This window comes from Alistipes megaguti, from assembly GCF_944320325.1.
GTDB classification, from domain to species: domain Bacteria; phylum Bacteroidota; class Bacteroidia; order Bacteroidales; family Rikenellaceae; genus Alistipes; species Alistipes megaguti.
This window is the reverse complement of record NZ_CALUHA010000044.1, coordinates 1-14,151: the sequence shown is the minus strand read 5'-3', so window position 1 is coordinate 14,151 and position 14,151 is coordinate 1. Positions and strand designations below refer to the sequence as shown.

Genomic DNA, 14,151 nt, shown 5'->3' with positions numbered 1-14,151 from the left:
CCTCGACGCGGTCCTGGGTGATGAAGGTCTGGTTTTTCATCACGCCGCGCTTGTCGATGCACAGTTTGATGACGTTTCCGAGGAACTCCGACTTCGTAATGATCTGGGCCAGAATATAGGGTTCCTCGATTTTGGCGATTTTCGTGATTTCGGGCAGACCGGAGGGGTTGTGTACCTCGACGACCTCGCCCTGGGTGGTGGTCACGCGGTAGGAGACGTTCGGGACGGTGGTGATGACGTCCATGTCGAATTCGCGGTAGAGGCGTTCCTGAATGATCTCCATGTGGAGCAGTCCGAGGAAACCGCAGCGGAATCCGAATCCGAGGGCGAGTGAGCTTTCGGGGTCGAACGTCAGCGAGGCGTCGTTGAGCTGGAGTTTTTCGAGCGAAGCGCGCAGATCCTCGTACTGATCGGCCTCGACGGGATAGACGCCGGCAAAGACCATCGGCTTGACATCCTCGAAACCGGCAATAGCCTCGTGTGCGGGATTGGCCACCGAGGTGATCGTATCGCCGACCTTGACATCGGCCGATGTTTTGATTCCCGAGCAGATGTAGCCGACGTCTCCGGCGCGGATTTCGTCGCGGGGCTGCATCTTGAGCTTCAGGACGCCGACCTCGTCGGCATCGTACTCGCTGCCCGTGTTGAAGAACTTGACGTGCTCGCCCTTCCGGATCGTGCCGTTGAAGACGCGGAAATAGGCGATGATACCGCGGAAGGGGTTGAACACCGAGTCGAAGATCAGGGCCTGCAACGGAGCGTTGTCGTCACCCTTCGGAGCGGGGATGCGCTGGACGATGGCCTCGAGAATCTCCTCGACGCCCAGCCCCGTTTTGCCCGAGGCGAGCAGAATATCCTCCTCTTTGCAGCCGATCAGGTCGATGACCTGATCCTTCACCTCGTCGATCATGGCCGACTCCATGTCGATCTTGTTCAGCACGGGGACGATCTCCAGATCGTGGGCAACGGCCAGATAGAGGTTCGAGATGGTCTGGGCCTGAATTCCCTGCGTGGCGTCGACGACGAGCAGGGCGCCTTCACACGAGGCGATTGCGCGCGAGACTTCGTACGAAAAGTCGACGTGTCCCGGCGTGTCGATCAGATTGAGCGTATAGTGCTGTCCGTCGCGGGCCGTGTACTCCATTTGAATGGCGTGGCTCTTGATGGTGATCCCCTTTTCGCGTTCGAGGTCCATGTCGTCAAGCACCTGGGCCTGCATTTCGCGCTGGTTCAGGGTGTTGGTTTTCTCCAGCAGGCGGTCGGCGAGCGTGGATTTGCCGTGGTCGATATGGGCTATGATGCAAAAGTTGCGGATATTTTTCATAAAAGCGTGTGAAATCTCACGCAAAGATACTAAATATTTTGAATTATAAAGGAATTGAGGGCGAAATGGATTTGTAAAAATAATTAAAAACGTTTATATTTGCGAACTACAAACAGGTTAAGTTCAGGTTCATATGTTAAGCAGACAGATCGCGACCAAGCTCCGGGGCTACGAAACCCCGTTTTACCTTTACGATACGGCCCTGCTTCGCCAGACGCTGGAGAGCGTCGTATCGGAGTCGAACAAGTACGGCTACAAGGTGCATTACGCCATCAAGGCGAACTACGACGATCACCTGCTCTCGATCATCCGCGAATACGGGCTCGGCATCGACTGCGCGAGCGGCAACGAGCTTCGCAAGGCGATCGAGGCGGGCTTTGCCCCGAAAGGGATCGTCTATGCGGGCGTTGGCAAACGCGACAAGGAGCTGCGCTATGCGATCGAACAGGGCATCCTGGCTATCAACTGCGAGTCGATCCAGGAGCTGGAGCTTGTGGACCGTTTTTCGGCCGAGGCCGGAAAGGTGACGGAGGTGGCCCTCCGCATCAATCCGGATATCGACCCGAAGACCAATCACTGCATTGATACGGGCCAGGCCGACAGCAAGTTCGGCATTTCCTATGAAGAGGTGCTTGAACATGCCGAAGAGATCTGTTCGTTCACCCACCTGCGCGTCGTGGGTCTCCACCTGCACATCGGTTCGCAGATCCGCGAACTGCACGTCTTCGAGCACATGTGCAACAAGGTGAACGTCATCGTCGAGAACCTCGAGCGGCTGGGTTTCGAACTGCGCTTCGTCGACGTGGGCGGCGGTCTGGGCGTGAACTACGACGTGCCGGAGAACGAGCCGATCCCGAACTTCGCCTCGCTCTTCTCGATTGTCCACAACCACCTGCGTGTGGGCGACCGGGAGGTCCACTTCGAATTCGGCCGTTCGATCGTGGCCGAGTGCGGCGAGCTGATCACGACGGTCCTTTTCAACAAGACGACGGCCACGGGACGCAAGCTGCTGATCGTCGACGCCTCGATGACCGAACTGATCCGCCCGGCGCTGTACGGCGCCTACCACAACATCGAGAACATCACGGCACCGGACGACGCCCCGACCGATAAATATACGGTCGTCGGGACGGCGTGCGAGTCGACCGACGTCTTTGACGAGAACGTGACGCTGCGCCGCTCGCAGCGGGGCGACCTGCTGGCGATCAAGTCGGCCGGGGCCTACGGCATGTCAATGGCCTCGCGCTACAACCTGCATGACCTCCCGGGCGCTGTTTACAGCGACGAGATCGAATAACGGAGTGTTCTACCCTCCCCGACCGAAGGCGGCCCGACGGCCGCCTTCCTGCTGTTTTGAAACGACGAATGCAATACGCATACCATGTGGTTGACCCTTGCCTTTACCTCGGCCGCGCTGCTCGGCCTTTACGATGCCGCCAAGAAGCAGGCATTGACCAATAACGCCGTACTTCCGGTACTGCTGCTCAATACGCTGTTTTCCACGCTGTTTTTCGTTCCGGCCATCCTCTCCGCGGAGTTCGGCCTGGGGTGGTTCGACGGCACGCTGCTCGAGGCCTCCCGGGGGACGGCCACGGCCCACGGACTGGTGATCCTCAAGTCGGTGATCGTCCTCACGTCGTGGATCTTCGGCTATTTCGGCATGAAACACCTGCCGATCACGATCGTGGGGCCGATCAACGCCACGCGGCCCGTGATGGTGCTCGTTGGGGCCTTTCTGATCTTCGGCGAACGGCTGAACGCCTACCAGTGGATCGGCGTGGCGCTGGCCTTGATTTCGTTGTTTCTGCTGAGCCGCTCGAGCCGCCGCGAGGGGGTCGACTTCACCCATAACCTCTGGATTCTCTTCATCGCTCTGTCGGCTGTCACGGGTGCCGTGAGCGGCCTTTATGACAAATATATCATGTCGCGCCTCGATCCGGTCTTCGTGCAGAGCTGGTACAACCTCTACCAGTTTGTGATGATGGCCGTCGTGGTCTGTATCCTGTGGCTGCCGCGACGGGGCCACACGACACCTTTCCGATGGAGCTGGGCCATTCCGCTGATCTCGGTTTTTCTGACGCTGGCCGACTTTGCCTACCTTTACGCGCTGCAGGATCCCGACGCGATGATCTCGATCGTCTCGATGATCCGCCGGGGCTCGGTGGTGGTCTCGTTCCTGTGCGGTGCGGTGTTGTTCCACGAACGCAACCTGCGTTCGAAGGCCGTTGACCTGGCCTTCATTCTGGTAGGTATGATCTTCCTGTGGCTGGGCTCGCGGTAGATCCGATCGAGGTGGATAAAAAAGAGCGGACTGCAAACCGGGCAGTCCGCTCTTTTCATCTTTGAGAGCCGCTTCAGATGAGCTTCTCCAACTGATTGACCGTCTTGGCGATCTCGGCATCCGACGGCGTGTAGTCTTTCAGTGCTCCGGCCAGATACTGCTCATAGGCATAGAGGTCGATGACGCCGTTGCCCGAGAGGTTGAAGAGGATTGTCTTCTCGCGCCCCTCCTCTTTGGCCTTCAGGGCCTCGCGGATCGTTGCGGCGATGGCGTGGGTCGACTCGGGCGCGGGGATGATTCCCTCGGTGCGGGCGAAGAGGACTCCGGCTGCCAGCGTCTCGTTCTGCGGAATGGACTGCGCCTCGATCAGTCCGTCCTTGAGCAGCTGGCTGACGATCGACCCGGCGCCGTGGTAGCGCAACCCGCCGGCGTGGATGTCCGAGGGCTGGAAGTTGTGGCCCAGCGTATACATCGGCAGCAGGGGCGTGTAGCCGGCCACATCGCCGAAGTCGTACTGGAACTGCCCGCGGGTGAGTTTCGGACAGCTTTCCGGCTCTACGGCAATCATGCGGATCTTTTTGCCTTCGGCGAAGTTCTTGCGCAGGAACGGGAAACTGATTCCGGCGAAGTTGCTGCCGCCGCCGAAGCAACCGATCACCATGTCGGGTTCGGCGTCGGCCATCTCCATCTGCGTGACGGCCTCCTGCCCGATGACGGTCTGGTGCAGCAGCACGTGGTTCAGGACGCTGCCCAGACAGTAGCGCGTATCCTCGGGGCTGCGCAGTGCCATCTCGACGGCCTCGGAGATTGCCAGCCCGAGGCTTCCCGAACCGTCGGGATCCCGTTTGAGGGCGGCTCGGCCCGACTCGGTGATGGTCGACGGGGAGGCCAGACACTCGGCGCCCCAGGTGTTCATCATCAGCCGCCGGTAGGGTTTCTGGTTGTAGCTGACCTTGACCATGAAGACCTTCAGATCGATGCCGAAGTGCTTGGCGGCGAAGGCGATCGAGGCGCCCCACTGCCCGGCGCCCGTCTCGGTGGTCAGATGTTTGATTCCCTGTTTGTAGTTGTAGTAGGCCTGCGGCACGGCGGTGTTGGGTTTGTGCGAACCGGCGGGCGAGACGCTTTCGTTCTTGAAGAAGATTTTTGCCGGGGTGTCGAGGGCCTTTTCGAGGGCGTAGGCCCGCACGAGGGGCGTAGGTCTCCAGATGCGGTAGATCTCCTGCACCTCTTCGGGTATGTCGATGAAGCGTTCGGTGGACATCTCCTGGTCGATGAGCTCTTCGGCGAAGATAGCCGACATCTGCTCCTTGGTGACGGGTTGTTTGGTGGCGGGGTTGAGTGGCGGCAGGGGTTTCGTCGGCATATCGGCCACGATGTTGTACCATTGCGTGGGCATTTGGCTCTCGGAGAGACAGAATTTCTTGGTTTTCATAGCAAAAGTGATTTAAAGGGTTTGTCGGAAGGAGTGAATGAAAAAAGCCCGTTGCTTACCTTCGTAAACAACGGGCTTCGGTCTCTGCTATCGGGTGATCACCATACACGCGACGAGGCGCACTCATTGTTCACGAGCGTCAACGGGTGCCACCACCAAGCCTGTATGTTGAAGTTAAGAAGCATCTTTTTTATCGAACTTGCTTTCCGCAAATATAAGAGATCGGAAAGAGAAAAGCAAATTTTTTACGAATTATTTTTGATACCTCAATATATGAGGGGCTTCAAAATGAAATCGCGTCGTAAAAGCGGCGTACTTTCGGGAAAAATTACTATTTTTGCATGATAATCTGCAAAATCAAAACACGACGATATGAATATTTCGTACAACTGGCTCAAACGCTACCTCGCGACGGACCTTTCGGCCGAGAAGATTGCCGAGGTGCTTACGGAGATCGGCCTGGAGGTCGAGGGCTTCGAGAAGATCGAAACCGTCAAGGGCGGCCTTGCGGGAGTTGTTGTCGGCCAGGTGCTGACGTGCGAGATGCACCCCGATTCGGACCACCTGCACGTAACGACGGTCGACGTCGGCGAGGGCGAACCGCTGCGGATCGTCTGCGGCGCCGCCAACTGCCGCACCGGGCTTAAGACGCTCTGCGCCAAGATCGGCGCGGTGCTTTACCCCAACGGCGGCGACGAGGAGTTCAAGATCAAACGCTCGAAGATCCGCGGCGTGGAGTCGCTCGGCATGTTGTGTGCCGAGGACGAGCTGGGCATCGGCTCTTCGCACGAGGGCATCATCGAACTTCCGGCCGACGCCCCCGTGGGCATGAGTGCCAAGGAGTTCTTGCACATCGAGGACGACTATCTGATCCAGATCGGCCTGACCCCCAACCGGGTGGATGCCGCCTCGCACATCGGCGTGGCGCGCGATCTGGCGGCGTGGCTTCGCAGCCGCGGCGAGCAGGCCGAGGTGAAGTGGCCCGACGTCTCGGCCTTTGCCGTGGACAACCACGATCTGGAGGTGAAGATCCGCGTCGAGAACGAGGAGGCCGCCCCGCGCTATACGGGCGTGACGGTTACGGGCTGCAAGATCGGCCCCTCGCCCGAGTGGATGCAGAACTGCCTGCGGGCCGCCGGCATCAACCCGAAGAACAATCTGGTCGACATCACGAACTTCGTTCTCTTCGAACTGGGGCAGCCGCTGCACGCCTTCGACGCCGACAAGATCGAGGGACACGAGGTAGTGGTCCGTACGTGCGAGGCCGGAACGCCGTTCGTGACGCTGGACGGCGTTGAGCGCAAACTGACGGACAAGGATCTGATGATCTGCTCGGCAGAGCGGCCGATGTGCCTGGCGGGCGTCTTCGGCGGACTGGATTCGGGCATCAGCGACACGACGACCAACGTCTTCATCGAGAGCGCCTACTTCAACCCGGTGTGGGTGCGCAAGACGGCCAAGCGTTTTGGACTCAATACCGACTCGTCGTTCCGCTTCGAGCGGGGCGTCGACCCCAATCTGCAGATTTACGCCGCCAAGCGGGCCGCGCTGCTGATGAAGGAGTTGGCCGGCGGCCGGATTTCGAGCGACATTACGGATATCTACCCGCATCCGATCCGGGATTTCGTCTTCGACTTCTCGATTTCGCGGGCCCGGGCGCTGATTGGCAAGGAGATCCCCGAGGAGACGATCCGCACGATTCTGGCGGCCCTCGAGGTGAAGATTCTCGCCGAGAAGGGCGACGTGCTGACGGTGGCCGTACCACCCTACCGCGTCGATGTGCAACGCGAAGCCGATCTGGTGGAGGATATCCTGCGCATCTACGGCTACAACAACGTCGAGATCCCCTCGCGGGTCCGCTCGACGCTCTCCTATGCGCCGAAACCCGACCGCATGAAACTGATGAACCTGGCGGGTGATTTCCTGACCGACAACGGCTTCACGGAGATCATGTCCAACTCGCTGACTCGGGCGGCCTATTACGAGGGTCTGACTGCGTGCCCGGCCGACCGCTGCGTGCGGATCATGAATCCGCTGAGCGCCGATCTGAACGTGCTGCGTCAGACGCTGCTCTTCAACATGATGGAGGCCATTGCGCTGAACATCAACCACAAGAACGGTGATCTGGAACTCTACGAGTTCGGCAACTGCTATTTCTACGACGCCGCCAAACGCACGGAGGAGAACCACCTGGCCGCCTACTCCGAGGAGTACCGGCTGGCGGTGGCCGTCACCGGGACGACCGAGCCCCAGTCGTGGAACACGAAACCCGTGAAGGCCTCGTTCTTCACGCTGCGGGCCGTGGCCGAGAAGCTGCTGCGCCGCTTCGGACTGGACATCTACGCACTGAAGACCTCCCCGATCGAGAGCGACCTCTTCAGCGAGGGGCTCGTGATGGAGCTCAACGGCAAACGGCTGCTCGAGATCGGCACCGTGGCGTCGAAGATCCGCCGAATGACCGATGTCAAGCAGGAGGTCTACTACCTGGAGTTGAACTTCGATCTGCTCTGCAAGTCAACCAAAAAACTGAAGATCACGGTCGAGGAGCTGTCGAAATACCCCGAGGTAAAACGCGATCTGGCCCTGCTGGTCGACCGTCAGATGACCTTCGCCGCCCTGCGCGAGGTGGCCTTCTCCACGGAGCGCAAACTGCTCAAGAGTGTCTCGCTCTTCGACGTCTACGAAGGCGACAAACTTCCGGAGGGGAAGAAATCCTACGCCCTGAGCTTCGTGCTCGAGGACAAGAGCCGCACGCTGGACGACAAGACCATCGAGCGGGTGATGGCAAATCTGGTCCGCCAGTTCGAACAGCGCTGCGGCGCTACGGTTCGCGCCTGACCCGGGGCCGAGAGAGGGGGCAAAAGAGGCGAGGAGGCTGGAGAAGCGAAGGACCGGAAAAGTGAAGGACCGGAGAAGCAAGTGTCAGTGTAGTGAGAGGCGGTGAAGAAAGAAAACCGGTGATACGAACCGGATTCCAGATCTTCGAACCTGCCCTAATAACAGTATGGAGGAACTGCCGACGTGGCGGTTCCTCATTTTTTTGTCCGAAAAGGTGAAAAAAGAGCGCCGAAGCACTTCCTGAAACCGGAATTTATGCGTAATTTTAGGCGATCCAAAAACGCAAAACAATGAAATCACGAAATCTGACCTGGCTGTGTGCCGGTCTGTTTGCCCTGAGCAGCTGCGCTCCACAGGGCGCTACGCAACCCGAAACGACGGCTCCGACGTCGGAGAATGCGGTGATCGAGACGATCCTTGCGCGCCGCAGCATCCGCCGCTACACAACACAGCCCGTCGAACGCGAGAAACTCGAACTGATCGTCAAATGCGGCATCAACGCCCCGAGCGGTCTGAACAAACAGCCGTGGGAGGTCCGCGTGGTGGACAATGCGGCCTATATCGACTCGTTGACGGCCCTCTACGTGAAGGCCAACCCGAAGGTGGCCGAGGATACGACCTTCCACAACATGTTCCGCAATGCTCCGGCCGTGATCTTCATTGCCTCGCCGTTGAACGGCAGCGGACAGTTGGATTGCGGACTGCTGGGAGAGAACATGGTCCTTGCGGCGCAATCGCTCGGCTTGGGCACCTGCTGCCTGGGCGGTCCGATCCGCTTCATGAAGGAGGCTTCCGAGGCGGCGCCCTACCTTGAGAAACTGGGTTTCTCGGAGGATTATACGCTGCTCTACGCCATTGGAGTGGGTTATCCGGACGAATCTCCGGCCGCCAAACCACGTGACGAGTCAAAGGTCCGCTTCATTGACTGATGCTTCGCGGGACACGACATAACCGCTCGACGCGGCCGGATCCGACCCGCGAACCCGAGCTCTTCCCCGCAGACGAAATCCCGGCGACGAACTTCTCGTCGCCGCTTTCGTCTTCGGCCGGGCCCGATGGACCGCCAAACGCCGAGGCGCCGCTGACTCCCGACCGGAATGCAATCCCCGACGGGCCGATCTCTTCGGACGATGGCCTGGAGACCGCGCAGACGGAGAGCAACACGCCGCCGACTGATCCGGTGCCGACGGACGAGTCGTTGTCGGCCGACGATTTTGCGCCGCTCTTTGCCCGGCTGGCCCGATCGGCATTCCGAAGCCGCTTCCGCCTGCGCACGACGGAACGTACCTATATTGAACGCATCGGCTTCCCAACACTCCGCCGCCACGCCGAAGAGTTCGTCCGCATGCGGCTGGCTCCGGCCCTGCCGCCCAACGACGGCCGTCAGACCCCGATGCGCGGCCATCCGGTCTTCATCGCCCAGCACGCCACGGGCTGCTGCTGCCGGGGCTGCCTGTCCAAATGGCACGGCATTCCGGCGGGGCGACCGCTGACCGAAGCCGAACAACACTATATCGTCCGCGTGCTGCTGACGTGGATCTTGCGCCAACTCGGCCGCTGATCCCCGCTTCGGTCCCCGATCCGCATACGGACCGCCGACACCATTCGCCCGACTTCCCCCGCTTCTCCCCCCCCCGTCCGATTGAATCAATCTCTACCAATCACGAAATGCCCGTCCGCAAGATCATACACGTCGACATGGATGCCTTCTTCGCCTCGGTCGAACAGCGCGACAACCCCGCCCTGCGGGGGCGTCCGATCGCCGTGGGCTACGACGGACCGCGCGGTGTGGTGGCTACGGCCAGCTACGAGGCGCGCCCCTACGGTGTGCATTCGGCCCTCTCGTCGACCGTGGCCCGTCGCCTTTGCCCCGAGCTGATCTTCATTCCGGCCCGCTTCGAGGTCTACAAGGCCGTCTCGCAGCAGATCCGGGCCATCTTCCGCGACTATACCGACCTGGTCGAACCGCTCTCGCTGGACGAGGCCTTCCTCGACGTTACGCATCTCCGCTCGGCCACCCTTGTTGCGCGCGAAATCAAGTCGCGGATCCTCGCCGAGACGCACCTCACGGCTTCGGCCGGGGTTTCGGTGAACAAGATGCTGGCCAAGATCGCCTCCGACTACCGCAAACCCGACGGATTGTTCACCATCGCTCCGGCGCAGATCGACGACTTTGTGGCGGGCCTTCCGGTCGAACGCTTTTTCGGAATCGGGGCCGTCACGGCCGAGAAGATGCACAACCTGGGGATCCGCACGGGAGCCGACCTGCGCCGGTGGGAGGAGTCGGCGCTGGTCCACCACTTCGGCAAGGCAGGCCACCTGTACTACGGCTATGCGCGGGGAATCGACGACCGGCCCGTGACGCCGAACCGCATTCGCAAGTCGCTGGGAGCCGAGACCACCTTTGCCGAGGATACCGACGACCGGCTGCGCCTGCAGGATGAGCTCGCCGGGGTCCGCGAGGAGGTCTGGACCCGTCTGGAGCGCCACGAATTCCGGGGTAAGACCGTGGTGCTGAAACTCAAATACGATAATTTTCAGCAGATCACCCGTTCGCGGACGCTCCTTTCGGCCGTTGAATCCGAACCGCAGCTGGCCCGGATTGCGGAGGAGCTGCTGGCCGGTGTCGATTTTCACGGCCGCAAGGTCCGGCTTATCGGTCTGACGGTGGGCAATACGCCCGACGCCGACTGCATCCAGCTGCGCTTCGACTTCTGACCCATGCCGGTCGCATCCCGGATTTTCCGAACTATCCGACGGCTTTGTCCGGGGCCACAGCCTCGCAGCGGCCTCCACCCATGACCCCGACACAAAAAAGGCGAATAACGACAGCCTGCCGTTATTCGCCTTTTGCCTGATGCTCCGAATGTTTACAGCTTTGGATATACCTGCGGCGACAGGATGACCACATAGGGGGCGCTGTTGCCGTTGCATGTCGAGACGATCCTGACGGCCTTGACCGCCCGCTTCGGCTGGAAGGTGATCCGGCCCATCACCAGCTCTCCAAGCCGTTCGAAATGTTCCCCGTCGTACGACACTTCAGCATAACCGGTCAGAATAATGGCCCTGGGCAGTTGCCGATAGCCGGTCTGCAGCATCATCTGGCGGCAAACGACCGGTTTTTCGAACGTGTAGCGGATCCAATCCTGCTGACCGCAGGTACGAGCCGTGTAGGACATTCCGCGGTAGGTCGAGGCGTTCGTATAGGGGAAGCGGCTGTTTTCCTCCATCGAGGATTCGATCCGCAGGGCTGGCCGGATGGTCTTCCAGCGCGAATCATCGGCCACATAGGGGCTTCGGGCCGTGCCGTAACGGCTGAAGAAGCGGTAGCGCCAGGGCTCCGACGTGCGGATCGGCTCCTCGTAGCGGAGCTCCTCGTCCGAGCCGTCCACCACATAGAAGATCTCCGAATCGTCGTCGACCGTGACTTTAAGCAGCCCCTCGCCGCCCTTTGCCCCCGAGAAGGAGAGCTTCGGCGGGAAGAGCCGGAAGCGGATACCCATGGCCGCCATCCGGTCGTAGTGCATCGTTCTGAGCTCCTTGTAGTAGGCATCCCACCCCTCCTCGTTGCCGCTCCAGGCGATGCGTGAAAGAGCGCAGATGCGCGGGAAGGTCATGTAGTCGAGGTAGTCGGGCTTTTCGGGTTCGTGCGAGACGTAGACTTCGCTCCAGAAGGCGCCGGAGAGCCCGACGACACGGCTCATCTGCTCATCGGAGAATCCTTTGCCTGCGAGCGTGAATCCGTAGGTTTTCCGGGCATCGAAAATGCCGGCCCAGTTGTGCCCGTCTTCGAGTGAAGACTGCCGCATGTCGAAATAGAAGAAGGCGGCGGGCATGATGACGGTGTGGTATCCCTTGGCCGTAGCGTCGAGACCGGCCTTGACATCCTTCCATCCGTGAACCCGGCTCTCGCGGGAGAGCTCTCCGGTCCGGACCGCTTCGTTCCAGACGGCCGGACGCTTGCCGTACCGGCGGAGAATCGCCGCCATGCGCTCCATGAAGAGATCCTCCAGCTGGTGGGGATCGGTCATCCCCTTCCGGCGCATCAGCGCCTGACAGTCGGGGCACTGTTTCCATTGCGCCATGTCGACCTCATCGCCGCCCACATGGACATACTCCGAAGGGAAGAGTTCGCAGATTTCACCCAGAATATCCTCCAGCAGACGATAGTTCTCCTCGCGCGCCACGCACCAGGCCGAGCGGTAGTCGTATCCGTGGGTCGAGACGGTGTCGGGGGGATAGTTGCAGCGGATTTCGGGGTGAACCGAGGCGATGTTTCGGCTGTGGCCCGGGAGATCGATCTCGGGGATGATCTCCACGTTGCGCAGGGCGGCATAGCGGATCAGTTCGCGCATCTCCTCCTGTGTGAAGTAACCGCCGTATTTCTCTGACCATTTGCCATATACGGGTCTCACGGGCGAATCGCCGCCGCGATAGGCCCCCACCTCGGTCAGTTCGGGGTGCGAACGGATCTCGATGCGCCACCCCTCGTCGTCCGTCAGGTGAAGATGCAGCTTGTTGATATTGTGATAGGAAAGCAGATCTATGTAACGCTTTACGGCATCCATGCCGATCCACGTGCGCGCCACATCGAGCATCATGCCGCGATAGGCGTATTGCGGACGATCCTCGATGACGGCACACCGGAGTTCCGTCCCGGGCGTGATCCCCTGCCGGGCGTAGACTTCGGGCGGCAGCAGCCGGAACAGCGCCTGTATGCCGTTGAAGACGCCGCCGTAACGCTCGCCTCCGATGCGGATGTGCTCGGGCAAGATCTCCAGCCGATAGGCCTCCGCGGCAGTTGCCGCCGTTTGGGGATCCTCGGCCGTGGCAGCGGGCGTTGCCGCAGCATCGAGTGTCAGCGTGATGGCTCCGTCGCCGGTTACGTCGTTGCGGATCGTGCATCCGAGGTATCGGGCCAGGTATTCGGCCAGGGGTTGCAGCTCCTCGTCGGCGGCAATGGTCGTCGAGGCGTCGAAGGTGAAACTGCCCGGGAGCGGAGTCCGGTTGCCCTGCGCAGGTTGGGCGTCGAGTGAAAAGAGACCGCCGAGAAGCACGGCACCAAGGAGTAGAAGGGTTTGTTTCATGCTGAAGCGAAGAAAATTTGTCGAAAACAAAATTACGATTTTTTCGCCGAAAACACTACCTTTGCAGGAACGGAAATACAATCAAACAACTATGGAAGACAAACGTCTGGAGGCTACGGCCCGGCTGCTGGAGGTGATGAACACCCTGCGCCGCGAGTGTCCGTGGGACCGTGAGCAGACCTTCGAGTCGCTGCGGAGCAACACCATCGAGGAGACCTACGAACTGGCCGATGCCATCACCGACCATAATCTGGAGGGGATCAAGGAGGAGCTGGGCGACCTGCTGCTGCACGTGGTCTTCTACTCGAAACTGGGGGAAGAGGAGGGCGCCTTCGACTTCGGCGATGTGGCCAATGCCCTGTGCGACAAACTGATCTACCGCCATCCGCACGTCTACGGCGATATTCATGCCAATACGCCGGCCGAGGTGATGGCCAACTGGGAGGCCCTGAAACTGCGCAAGAAGAACCGCAAGAGCGGTACGCTGGGCGGAGTTCCGCGTTCGCTGCCGGCGCTGGTCAAGGCCTACCGCATGGGCGAAAAGGCCGCCGGAACGGGTTTCGACTGGGAGCACAAGGAGGATGTCTGGGCCAAGGTCAAGGAGGAGATCGCGGAGGTCGAGAGCGAAATGAAATCGGGCGGCAAGAGCGATCTCGAAGCGGAATTCGGCGATCTGTTCTTCGCGCTGGTCAATGCGGCACGGCTCTACGGCGTGGATCCCGAATCGGCCCTCTCACGCACGAACAACAAGTTCATGCGCCGCTTCAACTACATGGAGGAACAGGCTGCGGCCCATGGACATGCTCTGCACGATCTGACTCTCGACCAGATGGAGGCACTCTGGCAGCAGGCCAAAAGCGAGGAGTAACCTCTCCATTGGCAACAAACCGTATTGTGTAAACGTAAAAATTCAAGAAGCATATGGCATTGATCCGCAAAGTCCGCGGTTACGAACCCGTAATCGGCGACAATACGTTCCTGGCCGAAACGGCCGTTATTCTGGGCAACGTGACCATCGGTCGCGACTGCTCGATCTGGTACAACACCGTGCTGCGCGGCGACGTCAACCGCATCGTCATCGGCGACCGCACGAACATTCAGGACGGCGTCGTGCTCCACACCATCTACGACCAGGCGAAACACCCCTCGCAGACGATCATCGGCAACGATGTCTCGGTGGGCCACA

11 protein-coding genes are annotated in these 14,151 nt (G+C 60.3%); 8 read left to right on the top strand and 3 right to left on the bottom strand.

Annotated elements, in window-relative coordinates; all coding sequences use genetic code 11:
- A partial coding sequence (lepA, locus tag PUQ42_RS09610) for a translation elongation factor 4 (RefSeq protein ID WP_273373264.1) occupies positions 1–1,324 on the bottom strand: 1,324 nt, incomplete at its 3' end.
- A 133-nt stretch (positions 1,325–1,457) separates the two neighbouring features.
- On the opposite strand from lepA, the gene lysA reads away from it, so the two are divergent.
- Together lysA and PUQ42_RS09600 are read left to right on the top strand one after the other, a co-directional pair.
- Entirely contained in the window at positions 1,458–2,621 is a 1,164-nt protein-coding gene (gene lysA / locus PUQ42_RS09605; RefSeq protein ID WP_273373262.1) for a diaminopimelate decarboxylase, read from the top strand.
- An 84-nt stretch (positions 2,622–2,705) separates the two neighbouring features.
- Positions 2,706–3,605 (top strand): DMT family transporter, encoded by a 900-nt coding sequence (locus PUQ42_RS09600; protein ID WP_273373260.1) that lies wholly within the window; start codon positions 2,706–2,708, stop codon positions 3,603–3,605.
- 73 nt (positions 3,606–3,678) lie between these two features.
- On the opposite strand, the gene PUQ42_RS09595 is transcribed toward PUQ42_RS09600, so the two are convergent.
- Positions 3,679–5,040 carry a TrpB-like pyridoxal phosphate-dependent enzyme gene (locus PUQ42_RS09595; protein ID WP_087404710.1) on the bottom strand — a complete coding sequence of 454 codons (1,362 nt, stop codon included), beginning with the start codon at positions 5,038–5,040 and terminating at the stop codon, positions 3,679–3,681.
- A gap of 372 nt (positions 5,041–5,412) precedes the next feature.
- Here PUQ42_RS09595 and pheT point away from each other — a divergent pair, with 372 nt between their 5' ends.
- The 4 genes from pheT to dinB all read left to right on the top strand — a co-directional run bounded on the left by pheT (position 5,413) and on the right by dinB (position 10,596).
- Positions 5,413–7,878 (top strand): phenylalanine--tRNA ligase subunit beta, encoded by a 2,466-nt coding sequence (pheT, locus tag PUQ42_RS09590; protein ID WP_273373257.1) that lies wholly within the window; start codon positions 5,413–5,415, stop codon positions 7,876–7,878.
- A gap of 290 nt (positions 7,879–8,168) precedes the next feature.
- Positions 8,169–8,807 (top strand): nitroreductase family protein, encoded by a 639-nt coding sequence (locus PUQ42_RS09585; protein WP_273373256.1) that lies wholly within the window; start codon positions 8,169–8,171, stop codon positions 8,805–8,807.
- A 251-nt stretch (positions 8,808–9,058) separates the two neighbouring features.
- Positions 9,059–9,439 (top strand): DUF4186 domain-containing protein, encoded by a 381-nt coding sequence (locus tag PUQ42_RS10360; protein WP_420534963.1) that lies wholly within the window; start codon positions 9,059–9,061, stop codon positions 9,437–9,439.
- A gap of 107 nt (positions 9,440–9,546) precedes the next feature.
- The gene (dinB, locus tag PUQ42_RS09575; RefSeq protein WP_273373253.1) at positions 9,547–10,596 is read left to right on the top strand and encodes a DNA polymerase IV; all 1,050 of its coding nucleotides are present in this window, start codon (positions 9,547–9,549) and stop codon (positions 10,594–10,596) included.
- A gap of 152 nt (positions 10,597–10,748) precedes the next feature.
- On the opposite strand, the gene PUQ42_RS09570 is transcribed toward dinB, so the two are convergent.
- Positions 10,749–12,965, bottom strand: coding sequence for a beta-N-acetylhexosaminidase (locus PUQ42_RS09570; RefSeq protein WP_273373251.1), 2,217 nt, complete (start codon positions 12,963–12,965; stop codon positions 10,749–10,751).
- A 91-nt stretch (positions 12,966–13,056) separates the two neighbouring features.
- Between PUQ42_RS09570 and mazG the strand changes: the two genes are divergently transcribed.
- Both mazG and PUQ42_RS09560 read left to right on the top strand, forming a co-directional pair.
- Positions 13,057–13,833 (top strand): nucleoside triphosphate pyrophosphohydrolase, encoded by a 777-nt coding sequence (gene mazG, locus PUQ42_RS09565; RefSeq protein WP_273373249.1) that lies wholly within the window; start codon positions 13,057–13,059, stop codon positions 13,831–13,833.
- A gap of 53 nt (positions 13,834–13,886) precedes the next feature.
- Positions 13,887–14,151: gamma carbonic anhydrase family protein (locus tag PUQ42_RS09560; protein WP_420534962.1), on the top strand; the 265-nt coding region annotated here is incomplete at its 3' end.